This window comes from Bifidobacterium sp. ESL0769, from assembly GCF_029395495.1.
In the GTDB taxonomy this organism is placed as follows: domain Bacteria; phylum Actinomycetota; class Actinomycetes; order Actinomycetales; family Bifidobacteriaceae; genus Bifidobacterium.
In genome coordinates this window covers 1,553,547-1,576,424 of the sequence record NZ_CP113918.1, presented here as the reverse complement: position 1 = coordinate 1,576,424, position 22,878 = coordinate 1,553,547, and the positions used below count along the sequence as shown (strand labels likewise).

The following is a 22,878-nucleotide window of genomic DNA, read 5'->3' as shown; positions in this document are numbered from 1 at the left end:
TATGAAATTTGCTTTCCTCAGTTAAAGTGCAGTCGGGCTTTTCAGAAACTTCAGTCATCACATTTGACGGTTGATCCCGCCTTGGCGCATGGCCGTTGTTTGCGTTCGGGGATTGGTTTGAGTGCTACAATCCGCTCTTGTGGAATATCGACGTCTTGGGCGGGACGTGAGCCGTTGGCGGCTGGGTCGCGGGTGATGGAAAGCGTTTGCCCATCCCAAGAGCGGACATGGCCGATGAAATCGCGGAACTGCCGGCGCCCGGTCTGCGCGTCGTATCCGTCCAACGTACGTACCATGAGCCTTGCGCCGGCAGGAATCGATTTCGGCAGTGGCATGGCTCCTCATTTCGCGTTGACGGCATTTGCAATCATGAACATGCTTTTATCATAGGTCGTTTGCATAATCGGCAACAGGTTTGCGGCCGGTTGCGGGCATGTCGACAGCGCTGTGAACGGCCGGAAATACAATAATAAAAGAATGGAATAATAAGGTAATACTCAAATACCGATCAATATAGAATCGGTTTGTGAGATTTCGGTTTTGGCAACGAAAGGGGAGCGATGGGATATCGGCATTATATAGATCAATTTCTCGCCTTCCTCAAGGCTAACCGGGGGCTTTCCGACAATACCGTGAAAGCCTACCGTATCGATTTATTGGAATGCTTGGGCTTTCTTGCCGATTCCGGCGTAGCCGGTTTGAACGATGTCGGACTTGAGGATTTGCGTGGCTGGATGGCGAACGAATCCGGGGACCATGCCCGCAGTTCCATGGCACGCAAGACCGTGGCGGTGCGTAACTTCTTCGCTTGGGCCGACGAGCACGACATCATCGCCACCAATCCTGCGGCAACGTTGATGACGCCGAAGATTCCGCAGACATTGCCGACTGTCTTGAACGAATCGCAGGCCGAGCGGCTGATGGACACTGTGGATGCTGATACAGGTAAGAAACCCAAGGACGAAGCGCTCGCCTTACGCAACGCTGCGATGGTTGAGCTACTCTATGCCACCGGCATTCGCGTGGCTGAGCTGACCGGGTTGGATTTGGGCGATGTCTCCTTCGATACGAGAACCGTTCGCGTCACTGGCAAGGGAGACAAGCAGCGCGTTGTTCCGTTCGGGGCACCGGCATCACGCACGCTGGAGGCTTGGCTAGGAAGTGCAGGTCGACCGGTACTTGTCAAGTCTCGAAAGCAATCTGCAAAATCCAAAAGGAATACTCAAGGAACAAGAAAATCCTCTGAAACCGTAGGGGCAGGCCAAGGAAAAACAAGAACGGCCAAGTCGCAAGATTCCGAAAATGCCCTCTTTCTCGGCGCTCGCGGGGCGCGCATCGACCAGCGCATCGTGCGCGAGGTGGTCCATGAAAAGGCCGAAGAGGCCGGCGTTCCCGACATCGGACCGCACGCCCTGCGACACAGCGCGGCGACCCATCTGCTCGACGGTGGCGCCGACCTGCGTGAGGTGCAGGAGATGCTTGGACACTCCTCGCTTAAGACCACGCAACGCTATACGCATGTCTCAATCGAGCAATTAAAATCACGCTATAAACAGGCTTTTCCGCGAGCATAAAATAGGAAAATCCGTTTTACACCGAATTATGTTGTGAGTGCTGAATTTCAGTTGTTTATTACATGAATGTTAACTTGCATAATCCATGAGCCAGCGTATAAATTAAAGGGGAAAGCAATGGGGTTGGCATATTTGTCGACCTTTTTTGTTTGATACGTGGTTTTCCGCGCAATAAGACAAAAGATAGGAGAAATCTTATGAAGAAGAAAGGTCTGGCCCTCGCAGCTGTAGTCTGCTCGGCGGCCATGCTCCTGAGCGCTTGCGGTGGCTCCGGCTCCGGCTCGAGCTCTTCCTCGAGCTCAGCGTCCAAGGGTGACAAAGATATCATTTCCATCTTCAACACAGAACCTCAGAACCCTCTCGTTCCGGGCAATACCAACGAAACCGGCGGCGGCATGGTCTTGCGTGGCCTCTTCTCGCAGCTGGTTCGTTTCGATGCCAAAGGCAACCCCGTCAACGACGAAGCGCAGTCCATCAAGCCGAATGCTGACGGCACACAATATACGATCACGCTGAAGCCGGGTCTGAAGTTCAGCGATGGCACCCCGGTCAAGGCCGAAAACTTCACCAAGGCCTGGAGCTATGTCGCCAACGTGAAGAATGCTCAGAAGTGCTCTTCCTTCTTCTCCACCATCAAGGGTTACAAGGATCTTCAGAAGGCCGATTCGCTCAAGGGTGACGAACAGCTTTCCGGTCTGAAGGTCGTCAATGACACCACCTTCACCGTAGATCTGGATTCCCCGGACGCCACCTTCCCGGTCAAGGTCGGTTATTCCGGTTTCGCGCCGCTTCCTGATTCCTTCTTCAAGGATCCGAAGGCCTTCGGCAACAAGCCCGTCGGCAACGGTCCATACAAGTTCGATTCCTGGAATCACAACACCGACATCAAGATCGTCAAGAACCCCTATTACAAGGGTGAAGACAAGCCGCAGAACGATGGCGTTGATTTCAAGATCTACACCAAGTCCAGTGCTGCCTATGCCGATATTCAGGCCGGAAACCTTGACGGCATGAACGCCATCCCTCCAGAGGACACCAAGAGCTTCCAGACGGATTCCAGCGTGCAGGCCTACAACAAGCCGGGTTCCTCAATCCAGCAGTTCACCATTCCTTCCGACCTGCCTCATTTCCAGGCAGGCACTGAAGAAGGCACGCTGCGTCGTCAGGCCATCTCCATGTCCATCGATCGCAACACCATCGTCAAGAAGGTGCTCAACGGCACCGGCGAGCCCGCCCATGAGTTCACCGCCCCGGTGATCCCGGGCTATTCCGCAACGCTCAAAGGCAACGAGAACCTCAAGTACAACCCGAAGAAGGCCAAGGAACTGTGGACCAAGGCCAATGCCATTTCCAAGGACACCGATACGCTGAAGCTCGCCTACAACTCCGACGGCACTTCCAAGCCCGTCTTCGATGCGATGGTCAACTCCATCAACAACACCCTTGGTTCCGGAGTCACCGCAACGGATCCTCTGCCTACTTTCCAGGAATTCCGCGACGCCATCTCGAACCGCAAGGTCAAGGGCGGCTTCCGTTCCGGCTGGATGCCTGATTATCCGTCGGCCGAGAACTATCTGGTCCAGAACTTCTCGACTTCCGCAGGCCATGGCAATGGCTCCAACGACGGCGATTACAGCAACCCGAAGTTCGACGAGCTGACCGACAAGGCCTATGCTGCCAAGTCCGTCGACGAGGCGAACAAGTACTATCAGCAGGCTCAGGAAGTGCTTCTGAACGACCTGCCCGCCATCCCGCTCTATTACATGGCGAATGACGGTGTGGCCGCCAAGGGCGTCAAGGGCTTCGCCATCGATTGGCAGTCCTACCCGACCTTCATCCAGATGCACAAGTGATGCATCGCTGAACGTTCCTCCCGGCCAGTGTTGTTGAGCCCGGGTGGAAAGTTCGATGATTGCAGGGAGCGCGTGTTCGTACATGCGCTCCCTTTTTCATATGGTTATTCACGTTTCCGCATTTCATACCGGCCGGGGCGGAATCTTGGCGTTACGCTTTTCGTTGTCGGCTTTTGGTGTCCGTATAGTGTTCGTTTTTGTACTTTCGTAACATGAATGCGCTTCAATGACAGTTTACGGCTGAACTTATCGCAGACGTAACAATTTCCGTCTGGATTGTTGATATCCGGACGTAACGATAGCAGATTGCAGAAGGACAGAGGGATGAAGAGAAGACTGTTGGCGGTTTCCGCCGTGCTGTGTTCCATGGGTATGCTGCTCGCCGGTTGTGGCTCGAACGGCGGAAGCGATTCCGGGCAAAAGGACTCGAAAAGCGTCATCACGGCATTCGACACGGAGCCGCAGAACCCGCTGATACCAGGTAACACCAACGAATCCGGCGGCAACCGCCCGGATTCTCTGATTTTTGCGGGGTTGGTCTCCTTCGATGCCAAGGGCAAGGCCTCCAACGAGGTGGCCCAATCAATCGAAGGCAACGCGAACTCGACGCAATATACCGTCAAGCTCAAGCCGGGTTGGAAGTTCAGCGACGGCACGCCGGTGACCTCGAAGTCCTTCACGAAGGCGTGGAGCTACGTGGCCAATGTGAAGAACGCGCAAAAGTGCTCGTCCTTCTTCTCCACCATCCAGGGCTATGACGACCTGCAGAAGGCCGGCAGACTCAAGGGCGACGAGCAGCTCGCCGGTCTCAAGGACGTCGACGATACGACCTTCACCGTCACGATGTCGAAGCCGGACGCGACGTTCCCCATCAAGGTCGGCTACCTCGCCTTCGCGCCGCTGCCGGAGAGCTTTTATAAGGATCCCAAGGCGTTCGGCAACGCCCCTGTGGGCAACGGCCCGTACAAGCTGGAAAGCTGGAACCATAACACCGAAATCCGACTGGTGCGCAACAATCTCTACAAGGGCAACGTGAAGCCGAAGAACGACGGCGTCACATTCAAGATTTACACCAAGGTGGACTCCGCTTACGCCGATGTGCAGGGAGGCAACCTCGATGTACTCGACACCGTGCCCACGGCCGATGCCAAGAACTTCCAGACCGATGCGAACCTGCAGGCCTACAACCAGCCCGGTTCGGTGATTCAGATGTTCACCATTCCTTCGAACCTGCCGCATTTCGTTTCGGGCACCGAGGAAGGTACACTGCGACGTCAGGCCATTTCCAAGGCCATCGATCGAAAGGGGATCATCAAGAAGGTACTCAACGGCACGGGCACCCAGCCGGTCGATTTCACCTCGCCCAAGACCCCAGGATTCTCCAAGGATCTTAAGGGCAAAGACAACCTCGTCTACAACGCAGCCCAGGCCAAGGAGCTTTGGGCCAAGGCCGATGCCATCTCCAAGGACAACGACAAATTCACGATCTCCTACAACACCGACGGTGGCTACAAGGCCATTTACGACGCCATGATCAATTCCATCAAGAACACCCTGGGTATCGACGCCTCCGCCGACCCTATGCCGACCTTCCAGGAATTCCGCAACGCCGTCGACAAGCGCAGCATCAAAGGCGGCTTCCGTTCCGGCTGGCAGCCTGATTATCCTTCGGCCGAGAACTACCTGTTCCAGGAATATGATTCCGCCGCGGCCCACGGCAACGGTTCCAACGACGGGGACTACAGCAACCAGAAATTCGATGCGCTGATGGACCAAGCCTACGCGGCGCCTTCCACCGACGCGGCCAACGCCATCTACAGCCAGTCGCAGGAAATCCTTCTGAATGACCTTCCGGCGATTCCCATGTATTATGATAATGCTCACGGCGTGGCTTCAAAGAGTCTGAAGGGTCTGGTGGCCGATTGGGAAAATATGCCGGTATACAGCCAATTGCATAAATAATCATCAGTCTGTTTCGCCTTGAAATAAGGGGAAAATTCTTGTGAAGGTGATCTCGCAACGACATCACCTTCACATTTTTTAAACATCCTTGACTTGTGCCTGCGCTACACTTACAGACATATGTCTAAAAGCCGAAAGGGTTATCAGTGCTTTTAAGCTATTTGGCAAATCCTCGGCTTAGGAAAATAAGGAGTTAACCGATGGGCAAGTATCTTCTGCGCCGTATCCTGCAGATGATCCCCGTGGTTCTCGGCACAACATTGTTGGTCTACGCCCTTGTTTTCGCGCTTCCCGGCGACCCGGTGAAGGCGATGTTCGGCGACAAACCAGTCAATGCTGCGGTCGCAGCCCAGATTCGCGCGGAATATAACCTTGACAAGCCATTCATCATCCAGTACCTGCTGTTCCTGAAGAACGCGCTGACACTCAATTTCGGCAACACGTTCGCCGGTCAGCCGGTTATCAGCGAGATCGGCCGGGCCTTCCCGGTCACGATCAAGCTGGCGTTGATGGCGTTCGTTTTCGAAGCCGTTTTCGGTGTGGTCTTCGGTATCATTTCCGGTCTGAAAAAGGGGAAGTGGTACGATTCCGTCATCCTTATCGTCTCCCTGCTCCTGATTTCCGTGCCGACCTTCGTCACCGGCTTCCTGGCACAGTATTTCCTCGGTGTCAAATGGCGTTTGCTGCCGGTCACCGCTGGCAATGACCCCGGTTTCCTTGATTTGCTGATGCCGGCTGTGGTGCTCGGTTCCGTTTCGATGGCCTATATCATCAGGCTCACGCGTTCCGAAGTATCCTCGAACATCGCCGAGGATTACGTGCGTACCGCACGCGCCAAGGGCATGAGCAACCGGTCCGTCATCGTGCGCCACGTGCTGCGTAATTCGCTGATCCCCGTGGTTACCTATCTCGGCCAGGACCTCGGCGCGTTGATGAGCGGCGCGATGATTTCCGAGACGATCTTCAACGTGCACGGCATCGGGTTCCTGACCTATCAGAGCATCCTCAAAGGCGAAAGCAACATGGTGGTTTCCATCGTCACGCTGCTGACCTTGATATTCGTGGTATGCAACTTGATTGTCGATATGCTTTACGCGGCGCTTGACCCGCGTATCAGGTACGCGTGAGTAAGGGAGGAGACCAAATGAGCGACAAGAATACAGAAACTACTATGGCCAATTCCCGTGTGCTTCCTGGGCAGGAACGTTATGTAGCCCCGGCGGACGCAGTGAAACTGCAGGATGTCGATTCGGTTGACGAATCCGCACCTGCCACCAGCATGTGGGCCGACGCGTGGAGGACGCTTCGCAAGAACCCGCTGTTCATCGTGGCGGCGATATTGATTCTCTGCGTCATCTTCGTGGCGCTGTTCCCGGGCGTCTTCACCCGCCAGAATCCCAACTTCTGCCAGCTGGAACATTCCCTCGACAAAAGCAGCCCCGGTCATCCCTTCGGCTATGACACTCAGGGTTGCGACGTCTTCACCCGCACCGTCTACGGCACCCGCACCTCGCTGAGTGTTGGCATCCTGACCACGCTTTTGGTCATGGTCGTTGGCTCGCTGATCGGCGCCCTCGCCGGCTTCTTCGGTGGTTGGATCGACGCGGTCCTGAGCCGTTTCACTGACATCTTCATGGCCATCCCTCTGCTGCTCGGCGCTATTGTGGTGCTGCAGATGTTCCGCACCTCCGGGTCGGTATGGAAGATTGTGCTGGTGTTGACGCTGTTCGGCTGGACGCAAACCGCGCGAATATCGCGAGGTGCAGTGATGGAAACCAAGAACCTTGAGTTCAACACGGCTTCCACCGCGCTCGGCTCCACGCCGTGGCGCAATCTGATGCGGCATATCCTGCCCAACTCGATGGCTTCGATCATCGTGGTGACCACCACCTCGCTTGGCACCTACATCGTTTCCGAAGCGACGCTGAGCTTCCTTGGTATCGGCTTGCCGAGCACCACCGTGAGTTGGGGCGGCGATATTTCCAACGCGCAGACCATCCTGCGCACCGATCCCTCGGTTCTCTTCTATCCGTCGGCCGCGCTGGCCATTACGGTGCTCGCCTTCATCATGATGGGCGATGCCGTCAAGGATGCGCTTGACCCCAAGAGCCGTACGGCGTGAGTGCGGAGGAAAACACGATGAGCGAAATGAATAGCGAAAACGAAAAGAACGACAAACTCTTCGAAATGCAGAAGGAGCAGGGGCCGATTCTCGAGGTCAAGGACCTCAAGGTCGACTTCACCACCGGCGACAAGCGTGCGGTGCATGCGGTGCGCGACGCTTCCTTCAACGTTTACCCAGGCCAGTGGGTGGCAATCGTAGGCGAATCCGGTTCGGGCAAGTCCACTTCGGCCATGGCCGTTCTGGGTCTTCTTCCTGGCACCGGTCACGTGGTAGGCGGCTCCATCAAGCTAGAAGGCGAGGAGATCTCGCACTATACGCGCAAGCAGTATGAGCAGATTCTCGGCGACAAGATGGGCTTGGTCCCGCAGGACCCGATGAGCAACCTGAACCCTGTCTGGCGCATTGGCACCCAAGTGGAAGAGGCTTTGAAGGCCAACCACATGGACATCTCGCATGAGAAACGCTCGAAGCTGGCCAAGGCGTTGGCCGGCGGTGAAGTCGCGGTGAAAAGTGAGGACGACGAGACCTTCATCGGCTCCAGGGAACTTCCCGACCTGCTTAAGGCCGCGCAAGCCGCACTTGCTGAGGCCGGCGTAAGCGGTGAAAAATCCAAAAAGAAAATGGACTATTTCACCGCCGAATGGGTTCCCGGTTCGGAAACCCGCTGGCGCGTGGCCGATGACCTGATCAAGGCAGGCGTGAGTGACGACAAGGCCTGGGGAATCGCCAAGCAGTACGTGCTCGGCAGCACTATGACCGACCGCATCGCAGGCCTTCTTCAAGAGGCCGGATTGCCCGACGCAGCGACCCGTGCCCGCCAGTATCCGCACGAATTCTCCGGCGGCATGCTGCAGCGCGCGCTCATCGCCATCGGCCTGGCCTGCCGGCCTGATCTGCTGATCGCCGATGAACCCACCAGCGCCCTCGACGTCACCGTGCAGAAGAGGATTCTCGACCATCTGCACACCCTGACCGACGAACTTGGCACAGCAGTGCTCTTCATCACCCACGACTTGGGGCTGGCCGCCGAACGCGCCCAGCACATCGTCGTGATGTACAAGGGCCAGGTCGTCGAATCCGGTCCGTCGCTTGAGGTGCTCCAGCATCCGCAACATCCTTACACCAAGCGTCTGGTGGCTGCCGCGCCGTCGCTGGCTTCACAGCGCATCATCTCCGCCAAGGAGCACGGCGAAAACGCCGATTCCCTGATGGAGCATCATGTCAAGGGTGAGGAAACGCTTGAGAAAAGCGAGCACATCATCACGGTGAGCCACTTGACCAAGGAATTCAAGCTTCCGCGCAAGAAGGAAATGTTCAAGGCCGTCGACGACGTGTCGTTCTCGGTCAAGCGCGGCACCACGCTCGCGATTGTCGGCGAATCCGGTTCGGGCAAATCCACTGTGGCCAACATGGTGCTGAAGCTTTTGAAGCCTACTAGTGGCACGGTGACCTATGAAGGCAAGGACATCAGCGAGTTCGAAGGCAAATCGCTTCTGGACTTCCGCAGGCATGTGCAGCCGGTTTTCCAGAACCCGTACGGCTCACTTGATCCGATGTATTCGATTTACCGCTCCATCGAGGAGCCGCTGCGCATCCACAAGATTGGTGACAAGAAGAGCCGTGAGAAGCGCGTGCGCGAACTGCTTGACCTCGTGAAGATGCCACAGTCGGTGATGCAGCGCTACCCGAACGAGCTTTCCGGCGGCCAGCGTCAGCGCATCGCCGTCGCTCGCGCCATGGCGTTGAATCCCGATGTCATCGTCTGCGATGAAGCCGTTTCCGCTTTGGACGTGCTGGTGCAGGATCAGGTGCTGAGGCTTCTCAATGACTTGCAGGCTGAGCGTGGATTGAGCTACCTCTTTATCACCCACGATTTGGCCGTTGTTCGTCAGATCGCTGACGAGGTCGTGGTGATGCAGAAGGGCAAGCTCGTCGAGCACGCCACCACCGATGAGGTCTTCGAGCATCCTCAGAAGCAATACACCAAGGATCTGCTTGACGCGATTCCAGGCGGCCATCTGAAGCTTGGTTTGGACTGAGTTTGCGAGTCGGTGAGACATAGATATAGCGAGCTTCAGACCAGTCGATAAGTTATAACGTATTTGGCTAAAGGTTCAATTAATCCCGTCACTTCGTGTGGCGGGATTTTCATATTCTGCAAACGAACGTAAAGTTGTGCCCGTCGCGACCACGCAAGCGTGTATCGTCGGGACCATGAGCATAACAGTGACTACTTCGAATCTCAACGGCATCCGCGCGGCCAAGCGCAAAGGCGTCCTCGACTGGGCCGAGGCCAATACCCCCGATATCTGGTGCATGCAGGAGGTGCGAGCCCCGCAGGAAGAGATCGACCCGATTTTCGACGCCATGGCCAAAGGGTACGAAAAGGCCGGCAAAGTGAGCGGAGCCGACGAGCTGGGGCGGATGGACGAGGTCTGCCGTATCAAGGGACGTGCTGGTGTCGGGCTACTTTCGGACCTTAAGATCGAGGAACAGCGTTACGGCTTGATGGACTTGAGCGACGATGTGGATTCCGGACGTTGGATCGAGGCTGACGTCACCACGCCGGAAGGCATGAAACTGACTGTTGCCAGCGTTTACGTACACGCCGGCAATACCGATGACCCCAACAAAATGACCCAGAAATATCGCTTCCTCGACCGCATGCTTCAGCGCATGGGCCAGTTGCGCGACGAGGCCGAAAAGGGCGGGCGTCAGGCGCTGCTCTGCGGCGATATGAACATCGCCCACACCCCGCTGGACATCAAGAACGCCAAGGCCAACGAGAAGCATTCTGGCTTCCTGCCCGAAGAGCGCGCCTACGTTGACAAGTGGCTCGACCCAGCACAGTATGATTTCGTCGACGTGATGCGTAATCTGGCCGGCGACGTGCAGGGCCCGTACACCTGGTGGAGCCAGCGTGGACGTGCCTTCGACAACAACGTCGGCTGGAGGATCGATTACCAGCTGGCCACGCGCGGACTGGCGCAAAAAGCCGTCTCGTTCGACATCGACCGTGCGCCCTCCTACGACACCCGTTGGTCCGATCACGCGCCGCTGAGTGTGGTCTACGACATCTAGGCTCACATTTTTTCGGACGTTTAAAAAATGAGAGCCGAAGTGAACATTTTGCTACGGGCATATCTGCACAATCGTTGCCATTACTGGAGTTACGAGCTCAACGGCGAAAAAACGAATGTTCGTTTGGCTCCCATTTTTTAAAACACTTCAAAAAGTGGGAGCCATGCCGGGACATAGCCCGGTGATAGTCTTGAATCATCATTTTAGGTTTTGAAACGAGGAACTATGGGATTGTTCGGATTCGGCAAAAAGAAGCACAACAAAGACGATGACGAGGCCGAAGTCAAGGCGAAAGAGGCCGAGACGAAAGACGAGGATTCGGCTGCAGAGGCCGAGGATAACGGCACCGATGCTGACAAAGACGCCGCCAAAGATAGTGAAAGTGCAGAATCCAAGGATACGGAAACAGATTCCAACGAGGATGAAGACGCCGATGAGCACAAGGTTCCCGACGAGCCGAGCGAGGCCTACCCGGACCGCGGCGACCTCTACGGGCCGTGGGACATTGAAGAGGAGGAGGCGCCGAATTACGACGAGTACCTCGATATGGGCGCCTACTACTTGCCTTTCATGCCAGGCATCGAACTTCGCGTGAAGGCGAACCGTGCCAGTGGCCAGGTGCTCGGCTGCACCATTTCCTACAAGACCTCCAGCCTCGAAATCGAAGCGCTTGCGGCTCCGAAGACCCTGAGCCTCTGGGATGGGGTGCGGGAGGACCTGCTCGCCGCCAATCCCAAAGCCAGTGAGGAGCCCGGCATTTTCGGCACCGAAATCAAGCTGCCGGTTGTCGTCAAGGGTGGCAAGAAGCTCATCACCCGTATCGTCGGCGTGGATGGCCCGCGTTGGATGCTGCGCGGAATCTTCTCCGGTCGCGCCGCTACCCATCCGGAAAGCCCCGAGACCAAAGCGCTGAACCAGTTCTTCTCCGATATCGTGGTCGACCGTGGTGAGGAACCGCTCGCGCCGCGCGACGTCATTCCGATGCATGCCCCGGTTTCTCCCGAGGAACGTCGCAAGGCCGACGAAGCCGCCGCCGAGGCCGACAAAGACGGCAAGGGCCACAAGATTCCCAAGCGTATCAAGGGCCCGTTCGTCGCCGACCAGCAGACTGAGGTGCAGACGACCATTTCGCGTGGCCCGATGTTCTCGGAACTGCGTTGATTTATCGCACACACGATTCGCCGGTTTGCCTTTGCGGGCGGGCCGGCGAATTATGTACGGGCATCAACGAGACGAAAAAATAGAGAATATCGGAACGTAGTTCTCTCGCAATTTTAATGCCAACGATGTTGGCGCCAGTAATTGTGAATATCGGTCGATATTGCGATAGAACGATAGCAAGAGTCAATAGAACTGACAACGAAACGAATAGAGATTATGGCAGAAACGAAGAAACGTCAGGGATTCGCAGCGTTGGCTGCGGCGGGCAACGGCGAGGATTTTTCCGTTATTGACGCCATCGGCGGCATTCGCGGCGTCGTCGAATCCATGCTGCCCGGTTTCGTGTTCGTGGTCATGTTCGTCATCACCTCTGACCTCAAGCTGACGATTATCGTTTCGGCAGTGTTGGCCGTGCTGCTGGTTGTGGTGCGGCTTTTCCAACGCCAGACCGTGCTCGGCGCGCTGGCCGGGCTGATTTCCATCGCCATCTGCCTGATCTGGGCGTGGAACACCCACGAGGCCCGAAACTATTACATGTACGGGTTCCTTACCAACAGCATTTATATCGTCGTCCTTGCCATTACCCTGGCCATCCGCGTGCCAGGAGTCGGTTTTCTGGTTGAGTTCATCCGTTCGCTGCCTACCGAGCATTTCCGAGCTTGGCTTGCCGATTGGCGTGGCGACCGGAAGCTCATGCGCGCCTACGACATCGTCACGGCCATGTGGATTGGCGTGTTCGCGCTGCGGCTGGTGGTGCAGGTGCCGCTCTACCTCACTAACCACGTCACTTGGCTGGGAACGACGCGGCTCTTGATGGGACTGCCGTTCTGGGCGTTGGCGATTTGGGTTTCGTATCTGCTGATTGCCGACCCGATGAGGCATCATCCCAAATTTAAGCCGGAAGACGTTGAGGATAACAAAGTCGAAAATGGCGACGGCTCTGGTATTGGCAATGGTGATGCCGTCGAAGACGGCGTGAAGGCGGCTAAAGCCACGGACAAGGGTCAACGATAGACTGATAATCCGGTTACGGGGATATGTGCATTCCGGTATCAATGAATATCGTCAGCAATATGTCTTACGAAATGAATAATCAAACGCGGGATTATAGGTATCCGCCGCGTCCAAATGAATGTTAGAAGCAGAGGTCAGTATGCAAGCCACAGTACGTATCGAGCGTTACGCCGACCAAGGGCGCTGCGTCGCCCACATCGATGGGCGGGTGGTCTTCGTGCGGTTCGCGTTGCCCGGCGAACTGGACACCATCGAACTGGACGAACCGCACAATCGCGACGACCGCTTCTGGACGGGCGAGGTCGTTGACGTCGTCGAGCCCTCAGAAGATCGAGTTGAACCGCTCTGGCCTTTGGCCGGGCCGTTGGCGCAAGGTGGAGGAGTCGGCGGCGCCGATCTGGTCCACGTTTCGCTGCCGGGCCAGCTTAAGTGGAAGTCCGCGGTCATCACCGACCAGATGCGCCGTATGGGTCATCTCGATATCGACGATGTGCCGGTAGCCCGTATGGACGGTGATGTCGATGAAAAAGGCCTGCACTGGCGCACCCGCATTGAGCTGATCGCCGACGAGGAAGGTCGCGTTTCGATGCGCCGCCGTGCCTCGCACACCCGCGTACGCATTGACACAATGCCGCTGGCCACGCGTGCGCTGCTTGCCGTCGCACGCGACCAGAAACTCTGGGACGAGCAATTCGAGCCCGGTGCCAAAATCCGTGTTGCCGTGCCTGAGCCTCGCGATATCCACACTTCTCGTGCGTCGAACAAGGCGTTGCTTGAAGCCATTGGCGACAATTTCGCCATCACGGTCGATGGCCACCTGCACGCCGGCACGAAGCGGCTCAAAGAAGTCGTGGACGTGGATGGCAAACGCTACAAGTACGGCGTCGAGGCCGACGGCTTCTGGCAGGTTCATCGCATGGCGCCGCCCACACTGGTCAAACATGTCATGCGCTTGGTCAGCCAGGAGCTTTCCGGTGTGCAGTCTGCGACGCTTTGGGATTTGTTCTCCGGTTCCGGCCTTTTCACCGTGCCGCTTGCCAAGACCTTCGCCCACACGAACATGCTTTCCGTGGAAGGCGGACGTATGGCGGTGCGTAACGCCGCTCGAAACCTGCATATCGCTAAGGATGCCAATGTCACGGTGATGCAAGGCGATGTCTCGCACTGCCTGCGCCGTGTGCCCGAAGAGCTGGCCAATCCCAACGTCGTCGTGCTCGACCCGCCCCGCGCAGGAGCCAAGGCGCAGGTCTGCCGCCAGCTCGCCGAAGCCGGAACACACGCCATCGTCTACATCGCCTGCGACCCGACCAGCCTTGCGCGCGACACCGCCACGTTGACCAAGCTCGGCTACACCCTGAAATCGATTCAGGCCTTCGATATTTATCCTATGACCCACCACGTCGAAACGGTGGCGTTGTTCGTACGTAACGGCGAATGAAGTAGGTCGTAGCGATGCGTCGGGGATTGTCAATCGTGCTGAGCGTGTGCCTTGCGTTGTCGGCCATACCGGCACTCGCTTCTTGCACGCCGAAGAACGCGGCGGTAGGGGATACCACTTCTGCTTCCCGGCACATCAACCACGACAGTGTTGACAAATCCGACCTGCTGATCGGTGTCGTCACCACCGGCGACGAAGACCTTGACCGTACGGTGCTTGACGCCTTTAGCAAAGCCGATATCAAGGCTGTCTATGCTCCCATGCCCGACGGAACCACAACGCTCGATCCGGTTCAATCATTCAAGGATATGGCCCGCAGGCCTGTCAATGCTTTCGTAGTCAATAGTCTCAATATGCAAGGCAGACAGGCGAGGGGCTGGAACGAGGCTTTGCAAACGGCTCGAGACGCCGGTATCCCGGTGATACTGGTCAATGCAGGCAAAGTTTCGAGCGACGCGAATCTGTATGCGGAATCGTTGCGAATCGTTCCAACCGTGGAAGGCAAAGGTACGGTTCCGTTTGACCAAGCGGTGCAAGCCGCAATCAATGACAATCCGCACAGCAAGACAATGAGCGTGACGTTACCGTAAATATGCGGCTGCGGCCCACCGCGAACGGGGCCAACACGATAGAGTGCAGGAACATATACTGAAACACAGAACAGACCGCCTGCGGGATTTGAGATGGCGGTGGGTGAGTGTGACAAATCAAGGCAGTGACCGTGATCCGACTTATGAGATCGGGCACGGGTAAGGGGCAATCAATGAGCGCAACCGGAATGTTCGAGCAAAGCGACAATGGCGGGAACGCTGGTGACAACGTGAAAAACAACGGTAATGGCAAAAGCAACGCCAACGGCGGGCAGCAGGGCACGTCCGCAATCCGTCTTCCCCAGATTTCTGAAGTCGGTCTCACCGATGCTGAAGTCGCCGAACAGGTGCAGCAGGGCAACGTCAACAAGATTGACACCGAAAGCTCGCGTTCACTGGGGCAGATTATCCGCGAGAACGTCTTCACGCTCTTCAACGCCATTATTTTTGTCGCCATGGTCTTGGTGCTCCTAACCGGCCAGTGGAAAGACGCCGTTTTCGGGCTGGTCATCATCATCAACTCCGGCATCGGCGTCTTCACCGAAATGCGGGCCAAGCACACGCTCGACAAGCTCTCGATTCTGGTAGCTTCGAAATCGCTGGTACGTCGCAACGGGCAAGACGTCGAAATCGAGCACGAGGACATCGTGCTCGGCGACTTGCTTTGGCTTCGCAGCGGTGAACAGGTTCCTGCCGACGCCACTATCGTGCATACGTGGGGGCTTGAACTTGACGAATCGATGCTCACCGGCGAATCCCGCACCGTCAAAAAAGGCGAGGGGGCCGAGGTCTATTCTGGCTCCAATGCGACTTCTGGCATGGCCCTGGTGCGCGTGGACGCGGTGGGCGAGCACGGTTACGCCGCGAAGTTGACGGCTAAAGCCAAAGTCTACAAGAAGACCGTTTCCGACTTGAGCAAAGGCATCAACACCATCCTCAAGGTGATGACCGTCATCGTCATTCCGCTTTGCATTTTGCTCGTTGCCTCGCAGATTCGTACCGTCGGCGGTTGGCAGGTCGCCTTCTCGACCGGTGCGTGGCGTTCGGCCATCGTCTCGGCCGTGGCCGGCGTGGTCGGCATGATTCCCGAGGGACTGGTCCTGTTGACCTCGCTGAACTTCGCGATTGCCGCGATGCGCTTGGCCCGTCAGCACACGCTCGTCCAGGAGCTGGAAAGTGTTGAAACGCTCGCCCGCGTGGATGCCCTGAATCTTGATAAAACCGGCACTATTACCGACGGCGGTATCGTCTTCAACCAGGTTGTGATGCTCGGTGACGCAGATAGCGCAAGTCCGGCCGCCGATGCCGATATCGTCGTGGACGCTCCTTCCGGTGAAAACGCCGTTCATGCCAGCGTGACCGTCGGTACCACCGATGACGAGAAAGCCGCGGCGGTGCAGGCTCTTTACGACCTTTCCAACGAGGAAAACCCCAACGGCACAGGGGAGGCGGTACTCAAGGCGTTGAATGCCAAGGGTGTCCATGCCCAGGCCGTCGATGTCCGCGTGCCGTTCTCGTCGGCCCGCAAGTGGAGTGCCATCGTGCGTGGCGGCGACGTCTGGTATATGGGTGCCCCGGAAATGCTCTTCAGTGGCTTTGTTGGCGACAGCACGGCTGCCAAAAATATGGTGGCCAAGTACGCCAACCAGGGTATGCGTGTACTGCTGATCGCCCGTGCGGCCGGAGCTTGCACGACGCCCGAGGCCGCGACGAATTTTGAGAACGACCCGCGTTTGATTTCGGCTTCCCAGCCGGTTGCGCTGGTCCTGTGCCAAGAGCATATCCGTGACGACGCCGAGGAAACGCTGGAATGGTTCCGCGAGCAGGGCGTGCGCTGCCGCATCATCTCCGGCGACAGCCCGGCCACCGTCGGTGCCATAGCCAGAACCGTTCGCCTGACCGGAGATCGGGAGCCGGTGGCGATGGATGCCCGTGAACTGCCCAGCGATGTCAAGAAGCTTTCCAAGGTCATGGAAAATGTCGACGTGCTCGGCCGCGTGTTGCCCGAGCAGAAGAAGGCCATCGTCGACGCGCTGCATGAAAGCAAACACGTCGTGGCCATGACCGGCGACGGTGTCAATGATGCGTTGGCGCTTAAAGAGGCCGATCTGGGCATTGCGATGGGCAATGCCGCGCCCGCCACCAAGGCCGTGGCGCAGGTCGTGCTGGTCGATTCCAAGTTCTCCCACCTGCCTAGTGTTGTGGCTCGCGGCCGTCAGGTGATGGCCAATATGGAGCGCGTCTCGTCGCTCTTCCTCGTCAAAACGGTCTATTCCGCGCTGATTTCACTCGGCGTGGTCTGCACGTTCATCCCCTTCCCGTACCTGCCACGCCATATTACCTATATCGGCGCGTTGACCATCGGCATCCCGGCCTTCATCCTTGCGCTTGCACCGAACAACCGCCGCTATATTCCTGGCTTCCTGGGGCGTGTAGTGCGTTTCGCATTGCCGGGCGGCATAGCCGTGGCGCTTTCCGTTCTGCTGACTGCCTGGACGTTGCCGGGCTTCATGAACTGGAACCTCTCCAAGCCGGGCGACCTCTTGAAACTGCGTGATATCTGCGCCATCGTCGTCTTCGTACTCGGCATTCTGGTGATGGCACGTGTGGCCCAGCCGCTCAAATCGTGGCGAGGCGTGTTGGTGGCCGCGTTCGCAGCGGCAGGTTTGATTGGCATGTTCATCCCGATTGTCTCGAACTTCTTCGAACTGGTCATTCCGACCGGCTGGACGTTGGTCGCCACGATTATCGTGCTGGCCCTTTCCATCGTTATCTTCGTTGGCATCCAGACCATCGCCGATTTCTTCGGCCGGCTTTACTCAAATATCATCAATCGCAAGAAGAACAAGAACAAGTAGGCCGTAGACCTGCGGTTTTTGCAATAGCTTGGTCAAGTATGCAGATTCAAGATTATTGTCAGCAACGAAAATGTTGAACCTGTATGCTTTGTTTTGTAATGATAATTCGTGAGTTTTTAATATTTTTAATAACCTATATGTGTTCCTGAGCATTCCTGTGTTTGGTGGTCTCACATAGTGAATTGTCCGCTTTCGTTGATTTTTCAAGCGTTTTATCTTGTAATTATTATGGAATCGACGCGGGAGCGGCATTATTAACGTTTCCGACTTTCGATTGACCGATAATGAAATAGGTACATCGTCAAAACGTTCGGAGGGTTTCAATGTCATTGCGGGACGAGCAGCTGGACACATTGCGGGTCGGGGAGAGGGTTGTCGATTATTACCGAATCGCGGATCTGCCGGGCATTGAACACCTACCGTATTCGTTGAAGGTCTTGGTCGAGAACCTGCTGCGCCGCATCGACGGCGTCAACGTTACTGAGGGCCAAGTCAACGAATTGCTCAAATGGGACCCCAACGCCGAACCCAGCCACGAGATTGAATTCGGGCCATCGCGCGTCTTGATGCAGGACTTCACCGGCGTGCCGTGCATCGTCGATCTCGCCACCATGCGCGACGCCGTGGCGGATTTGGGTGGCGATCCTGAGGTCATCAACCCGCAGGTCGAGGCCGACATGGTCATCGACCACTCCGTGCAGATCGACAATTACGCTGTCTCCGATGCGGTCGCCCGCAACATGGACCGCGAATACCAACGTAACGGCGAGCGCTACCGTTTTCTGCGCTGGGGCCAGCAGGCGTTCAAGAACTTCCGTGTCGTACCGCCGGGGACTGGCATCATCCATCAGGTCAATATCGAATACCTTGCCAAGGTCGTTATGAGCAAACCGGGGGAACGTGGTCGTGACCTCGCCTACCTCGACTCCTGCGTCGGCACTGATTCGCACACCACCATGGTCGGTGGACTTGGTGTGCTCGGCTGGGGCGTCGGCGGCATTGAAGCCGAGGCGGCCATGCTTGGCCAGCCCATCTCCATGCTCGTTCCGCGCGTGGTCGGCTTCAGGCTGACCGGTTTCATTCCCGAAGGCGTCACCGCCACCGACGTGGTGCTCACCATCACCCAGATGCTGCGCGAGCACGGCGTGGTCGGCAAATTCGTTGAGTTCTACGGTGACGGCGTCGCTTCGGTGCCGCTGGCCAACCGTGCCACCATCGGCAATATGAGCCCTGAATTCGGTTCGACCTGCGGCATCTTCCCCATCGATCAGGTCACGCTGGATTATCTGCGCCTCACCGGTCGCAGCGAGGAACAGATCGCGCTGGTCGAGGCCTATGCCAAGGCCAATCGTCTCTGGGGTGACACCAGCGACCCCGATTATGTCGAACCGGAATATTCCGAATATATGTCACTTGATCTCGGCACAGTCGTTCCCTCGATTGCCGGCCCGAAGCGCCCGCAGGACCGTATTCGGCTAGACCAAGCCAAGGAAACGTTCGAAAAGACGTTGCCGGATTATGAGACGCCGAAGACCAACCAGGATCCAGTTCCGGTGCATACCGATTTCCGTGGTGACTTCGAGATCACGAACGGTGATGTCGCCATCGCCTCCATCACCAGCTGCACCAACACCTCCAACCCGTCGGTGATGATTGCCGCTGGGTTGCTCGCCCGTGCCGCCCGAGAGCATGGTCTGAAGCCGAAGCCGTGGGTCAAGACCTCGCTGGCCCCGGGTTCGCAGGTCGTGGCCGACTATCTCAAGAAAGCTGGCTTGCAGGAGGATCTGAACGCGCTGGGTTACGAGCTGGTCGGTTTCGGCTGCACCACCTGCATCGGCAACTCGGGTCCGTTGCTGCCCGAAATCTCCAAGGCCGTCAACGACAACGATTTGACCGTGGTCTCGGTGCTTTCCGGCAACCGTAACTTCGAAGGGCGCATCAGCCCTGACGTCAAGATGAACTATCTGGCCTCGCCGCCGCTGGTCATCGCCTATGCCATCGCCGGCACGCTCGATTTCGACTTCGAAACCCAGCCGCTCGGCACGGATGCCAAAACTGGCCGTGAGATTTTCCTGTGCGATATCTGGCCAAGCAATGAAGAGATTGATAAGGTCGTCTCGTCGTCCGTCAACCGCGAGATGTTCGTGCGTGACTACGCCGACGTCTTTGAGGGTGACGAACGCTGGAAGTCCCTCGACGTGCCGAAGGGCGAGCGCTTCGCTTGGGACCCGGATTCGACGTATGTGCGTAAGCAGATCTTCTTCGATGGCATGAGTGCCAAACCGCAGCCGGTCGAGGATGTGCATGGTGCTCGTGTGCTGGCATTGCTTGGAGATTCAGTGACCACCGACCACATTTCGCCGGCCGGCGCGTTCCCCGCCTCGAGCCCCGCTGGCAAATATCTGCTGGAGCATGATATCGAGCCCAAGGACTTCAATTCCTACGGTTCGCGTCGTGGCAATCACGAGGTGATGGTTCGTGGCACGTTCGGCAACATCCGTTTGCGTAACCAGCTGCTCGCCTCGGTGGGTGAGGAAGTGCGCCCCGGCGGGTTCACCTATGATTTCGTCACTGGTAAGCCCTCCACGATTTTCGATGCTTCCCTCGATTACCGTAAGGCTGGTACGCCTTTGGTCGTGCTCGCCGGCGCCGAATACGGTACCGGATCCTCGCGCGACTGGGCTGCCAAAGGCACGCTGATGCTCGGCGTCAAGGTTGTCATTGCCAAGAGCTTCGAGCGCATCCACCGCTCCAACCTCATCGGCATGGGTGTGCTGCCCCTGCAGTTCCCAGAAGGCCAATCGGCGGAGTCGTTGGATCTTGATGGTACGGAAACCTATGATTTCCAAGGCATTGATGTGCTCAACAACGGCACCATCCCCGAGACGGTCCACGTCGTCGCCACGAAGTCCGCGGCTGACGGCAAACCAGCACCCAAGCCCATCGAGTTCGACGCCACCGTCCGCATCGACACCCCCGGCGAGGCCGAGTACTACCGCAACGGTGGCATCCTCCAGTATGTCCTGCGCAAGCTGATGAAGTAGACATAATAGAGCCCTGACCGACGTGTTCCGTAAAAACGAAATCTCGTCGAGATAACAAAAAATCGGGAACGGCGGATCAATTCCGTCATTCCCGATTTTTGTTATCTGAAAACCGTGTTATCGACTTTGTGAAACCGTGTTGTTCCTTTAGTTGTCGCTGTTGCCGAAAATCTGGAGCAGATAGAGGAACATGTTGATGAAGTCGAGGTAAAGGTTCAGCGCGCAGATGATCGAGATGCGGTTGTACATCAAGGTGTCGCCGGAACGCTCGGCCACGTCGAACATGGCGCGCGTCTGCTGGGCGTCATACATCGTCAGACCTGCGAAGATGACGAGACCGATGGCGCCGGTGACCATCAGCGTGGTCTGTGAAGGCGCAAGGAACATCATGATGACTTCGCCGATCAGCAGCACCAGAAGCGCGACAAAGAGAATCGGGCCGGCCTTGAGCATGTCCTTCTTGGTGGTCAGCGAAAGCATGGTGAGCACGAAGAAGAACGCGACGCACATCCCGAGTGCGATGCCGATGGACGGCAGGCTGTAGGTATAGAAAATGGTCGCGAGTGTGAAGCCGGTCAGCGCCGCATAAAGGTAGAACAGCACGTGTGCGGTGCTCACCTTCATCTTGTCGATGCGCCAGCCCAGCACGATGGCAATGGCCACCTGCACCACGGCCAAGCCGATCCAGCCGATGGTGCCTGTCGTCATCAGGAAGCCTTCAAGCGCACCGGTCATCTGCGTCAAGATGGCGACAACGGCGGTGAGCAGCAGGCCCAGCGTCATCTCGCCATAGGCCTTGGTGGTGGAGACGTGGCGTGCGTGCTCGAAGGAATAGGCGGTCTGCCCGTTCATCGTCATCGTCGGCGCGGCTGTTCCTGCGCCTGCACCAGCGTAGGCCGGCTGCCCATACTGAGGTTGCTGATATTGCGGTTGCGCGTAAGGCTGGCCATACTGCATGTTGCCCTGACTTTGACTATAGGGCTGCCCGTATGGCTGGCGCTGCGGCTGGGGTTGCTGGTTATATTGCGGTTGGCCGTAATTCTGTTCGTACGCATTTGGTTGGCCGTAATTTTGTCCGTAGTTCTGCCCGTATGGCGCTGGCTGTCCGTAAGGCTGCTGTGCGTTGTTATTTTCAGGCTTGTTCCCGAAAGCCATGCCTGCTCCTTTTATCGATTTCCGATTGAAATTTTCGTTATGACTAAATAATACCGGAAGACTCTGGCAATTGGCTGAGTGTGAACAATAAAGAATGAGGGAATAACATTTCGCCGGTTTCTTGATATATAGAAACCGGCGAAATGATTGCCTAAAGCGGCGCTTTGGCGACCTTATTATTTCGTTGTCTTCGCTATCTCTTCGGGTCGAAGGCCTGTGAGGTCGGCGCCTCCTCCTGCTGGGGCGCGCCGTTGATATCGCGGTGGATGTTCTGCATCTGCGTCTCGATGTTCTGCAGACTGCGTGCGCAGTCGAGCAGCGTCTGCGAATGTTCGGTGAGTTTGGCATCCGGCAGGTTGGACTTGTAGCGCAAGGCGTGCTCGAGGCTGGCCCAATAATCCATGGCGATGGTGCGGAACTGCACCTCGACCGGCGTGTAATGTTCGCCGGTGGAGAGGAAAACGGGCACCGCATAGATGACATGCAGGCTGCGATAACCGTTCTGCTTCGGGTTCTTGATATAGTCCTTGACGCGCAGCACCTGGATGTCGGACTGGCTGGAAAGATAGTTGGCCACGGAGTAAACATCGTCGCGGTAGTTGCAGATTACGCGGATGCCGGCCACGTCGAAAAGGTTGTCGCGAATCGATTTCGTGCACATCGGCAGGCCGCGGCGCTGCAGCTTGCCCAGAATCGAATTGACGGATTTGAGTCTTCGTTCCATATGGTGGATGGGGTCGTGAGCGAAGTGGACGTGGAACTCGCTGTCGAGCACCTCGAGTTTGGTGCTGATCTCGTACATCGCGCCTTCGTAGACCTGCATCATGTCGATGAATTCAGTGATTTCCTCGGCCGGGAAAGGCGGCTTTTCCGGCTCCACGCTGCCGGTTTCGGCCACCTTTTCAAGCCTTGCCTGGATTTCTGCGGTGTTAATGCGTTCGTGTCGATCAAGTATCACGTCTTCCCATCTTAACGAGAGCCGTCTATCTAAACTGGACGTTTCCTTAAAAACCAACACAAAAA

Annotated in this window: 16 protein-coding genes; 13 read left to right on the top strand and 3 right to left on the bottom strand. The window is 56.9% G+C overall.

The features are described 5' to 3' along the window. Positions 1–50: 50 nt before the first annotated feature. Positions 51–335 carry a DUF6725 family protein gene (locus OZX72_RS06320; protein WP_277157838.1) on the bottom strand — a complete coding sequence of 95 codons (285 nt, stop codon included), beginning with the start codon at positions 333–335 and terminating at the stop codon, positions 51–53. Between the two features lie 225 nt (positions 336–560). Here OZX72_RS06320 and OZX72_RS06315 point away from each other — a divergent pair, with 225 nt between their 5' ends. The 13 genes from OZX72_RS06315 (at position 561) to acnA (ending at position 20,700) form a co-directional block, all read left to right on the top strand. Then, a complete protein-coding gene (locus OZX72_RS06315; RefSeq protein WP_277157837.1) occupies positions 561–1,574 on the top strand; it encodes a tyrosine recombinase XerC in 1,014 nt (337 codons plus the stop codon). Positions 1,575–1,771: 197 nt separating this feature from the next. After that, complete coding sequence (locus OZX72_RS06310) at positions 1,772–3,427, top strand: ABC transporter substrate-binding protein (RefSeq protein WP_277157836.1); 1,656 nt, start codon at positions 1,772–1,774, stop codon at positions 3,425–3,427. A 324-nt stretch (positions 3,428–3,751) separates the two neighbouring features. Next, a complete protein-coding gene (locus OZX72_RS06305; protein WP_277157834.1) occupies positions 3,752–5,389 on the top strand; it encodes an ABC transporter substrate-binding protein in 1,638 nt (545 codons plus the stop codon). 200 nt (positions 5,390–5,589) lie between these two features. Continuing rightward, a complete protein-coding gene (locus OZX72_RS06300; protein WP_277157832.1) occupies positions 5,590–6,516 on the top strand; it encodes an ABC transporter permease in 927 nt (308 codons plus the stop codon). A 17-nt stretch (positions 6,517–6,533) separates the two neighbouring features. Beyond that, entirely contained in the window at positions 6,534–7,511 is a 978-nt protein-coding gene (locus OZX72_RS06295) for an ABC transporter permease (RefSeq protein ID WP_277157831.1), read from the top strand. A gap of 17 nt (positions 7,512–7,528) precedes the next feature. Beyond that, positions 7,529–9,553 (top strand): ABC transporter ATP-binding protein, encoded by a 2,025-nt coding sequence (locus tag OZX72_RS06290; protein ID WP_277157829.1) that lies wholly within the window; start codon positions 7,529–7,531, stop codon positions 9,551–9,553. A 175-nt stretch (positions 9,554–9,728) separates the two neighbouring features. Next, entirely contained in the window at positions 9,729–10,595 is an 867-nt protein-coding gene (locus OZX72_RS06285) for an exodeoxyribonuclease III (RefSeq protein ID WP_277157828.1), read from the top strand. A 225-nt stretch (positions 10,596–10,820) separates the two neighbouring features. Next, complete coding sequence (locus OZX72_RS06280) at positions 10,821–11,756, top strand: DUF3710 domain-containing protein (RefSeq protein ID WP_277157827.1); 936 nt, start codon at positions 10,821–10,823, stop codon at positions 11,754–11,756. 216 nt (positions 11,757–11,972) lie between these two features. Next, entirely contained in the window at positions 11,973–12,770 is a 798-nt protein-coding gene (locus OZX72_RS06275) for a DUF3159 domain-containing protein (RefSeq protein WP_277157826.1), read from the top strand. A gap of 139 nt (positions 12,771–12,909) precedes the next feature. Beyond that, entirely contained in the window at positions 12,910–14,208 is a 1,299-nt protein-coding gene (locus tag OZX72_RS06270; RefSeq protein WP_277157825.1) for a TRAM domain-containing protein, read from the top strand. A gap of 14 nt (positions 14,209–14,222) precedes the next feature. Continuing rightward, on the top strand, positions 14,223–14,798 hold the full coding sequence (locus OZX72_RS06265; protein WP_277157824.1) for a hypothetical protein: 576 nt from the start codon (positions 14,223–14,225) through the stop codon (positions 14,796–14,798). 173 nt (positions 14,799–14,971) lie between these two features. Further along, the gene (locus OZX72_RS06260) at positions 14,972–17,656 is read left to right on the top strand and encodes an HAD-IC family P-type ATPase (protein WP_277157823.1); all 2,685 of its coding nucleotides are present in this window, start codon (positions 14,972–14,974) and stop codon (positions 17,654–17,656) included. A gap of 323 nt (positions 17,657–17,979) precedes the next feature. Continuing rightward, entirely contained in the window at positions 17,980–20,700 is a 2,721-nt protein-coding gene (gene acnA / locus OZX72_RS06255) for an aconitate hydratase AcnA (RefSeq protein WP_277157822.1), read from the top strand. A gap of 147 nt (positions 20,701–20,847) precedes the next feature. On the opposite strand, the gene OZX72_RS06250 is transcribed toward acnA, so the two are convergent. After that, positions 20,848–21,855: a Bax inhibitor-1/YccA family protein gene (locus OZX72_RS06250; protein ID WP_277157821.1), complete on the bottom strand. Its 1,008-nt coding sequence runs from the start codon at positions 21,853–21,855 to the stop codon at positions 20,848–20,850. 193 nt (positions 21,856–22,048) lie between these two features. Continuing rightward, on the bottom strand, positions 22,049–22,813 hold the full coding sequence (locus tag OZX72_RS06245; protein ID WP_277157820.1) for a GTP pyrophosphokinase family protein: 765 nt from the start codon (positions 22,811–22,813) through the stop codon (positions 22,049–22,051). Between the last annotated feature and the right edge of the window lie 65 nt (positions 22,814–22,878).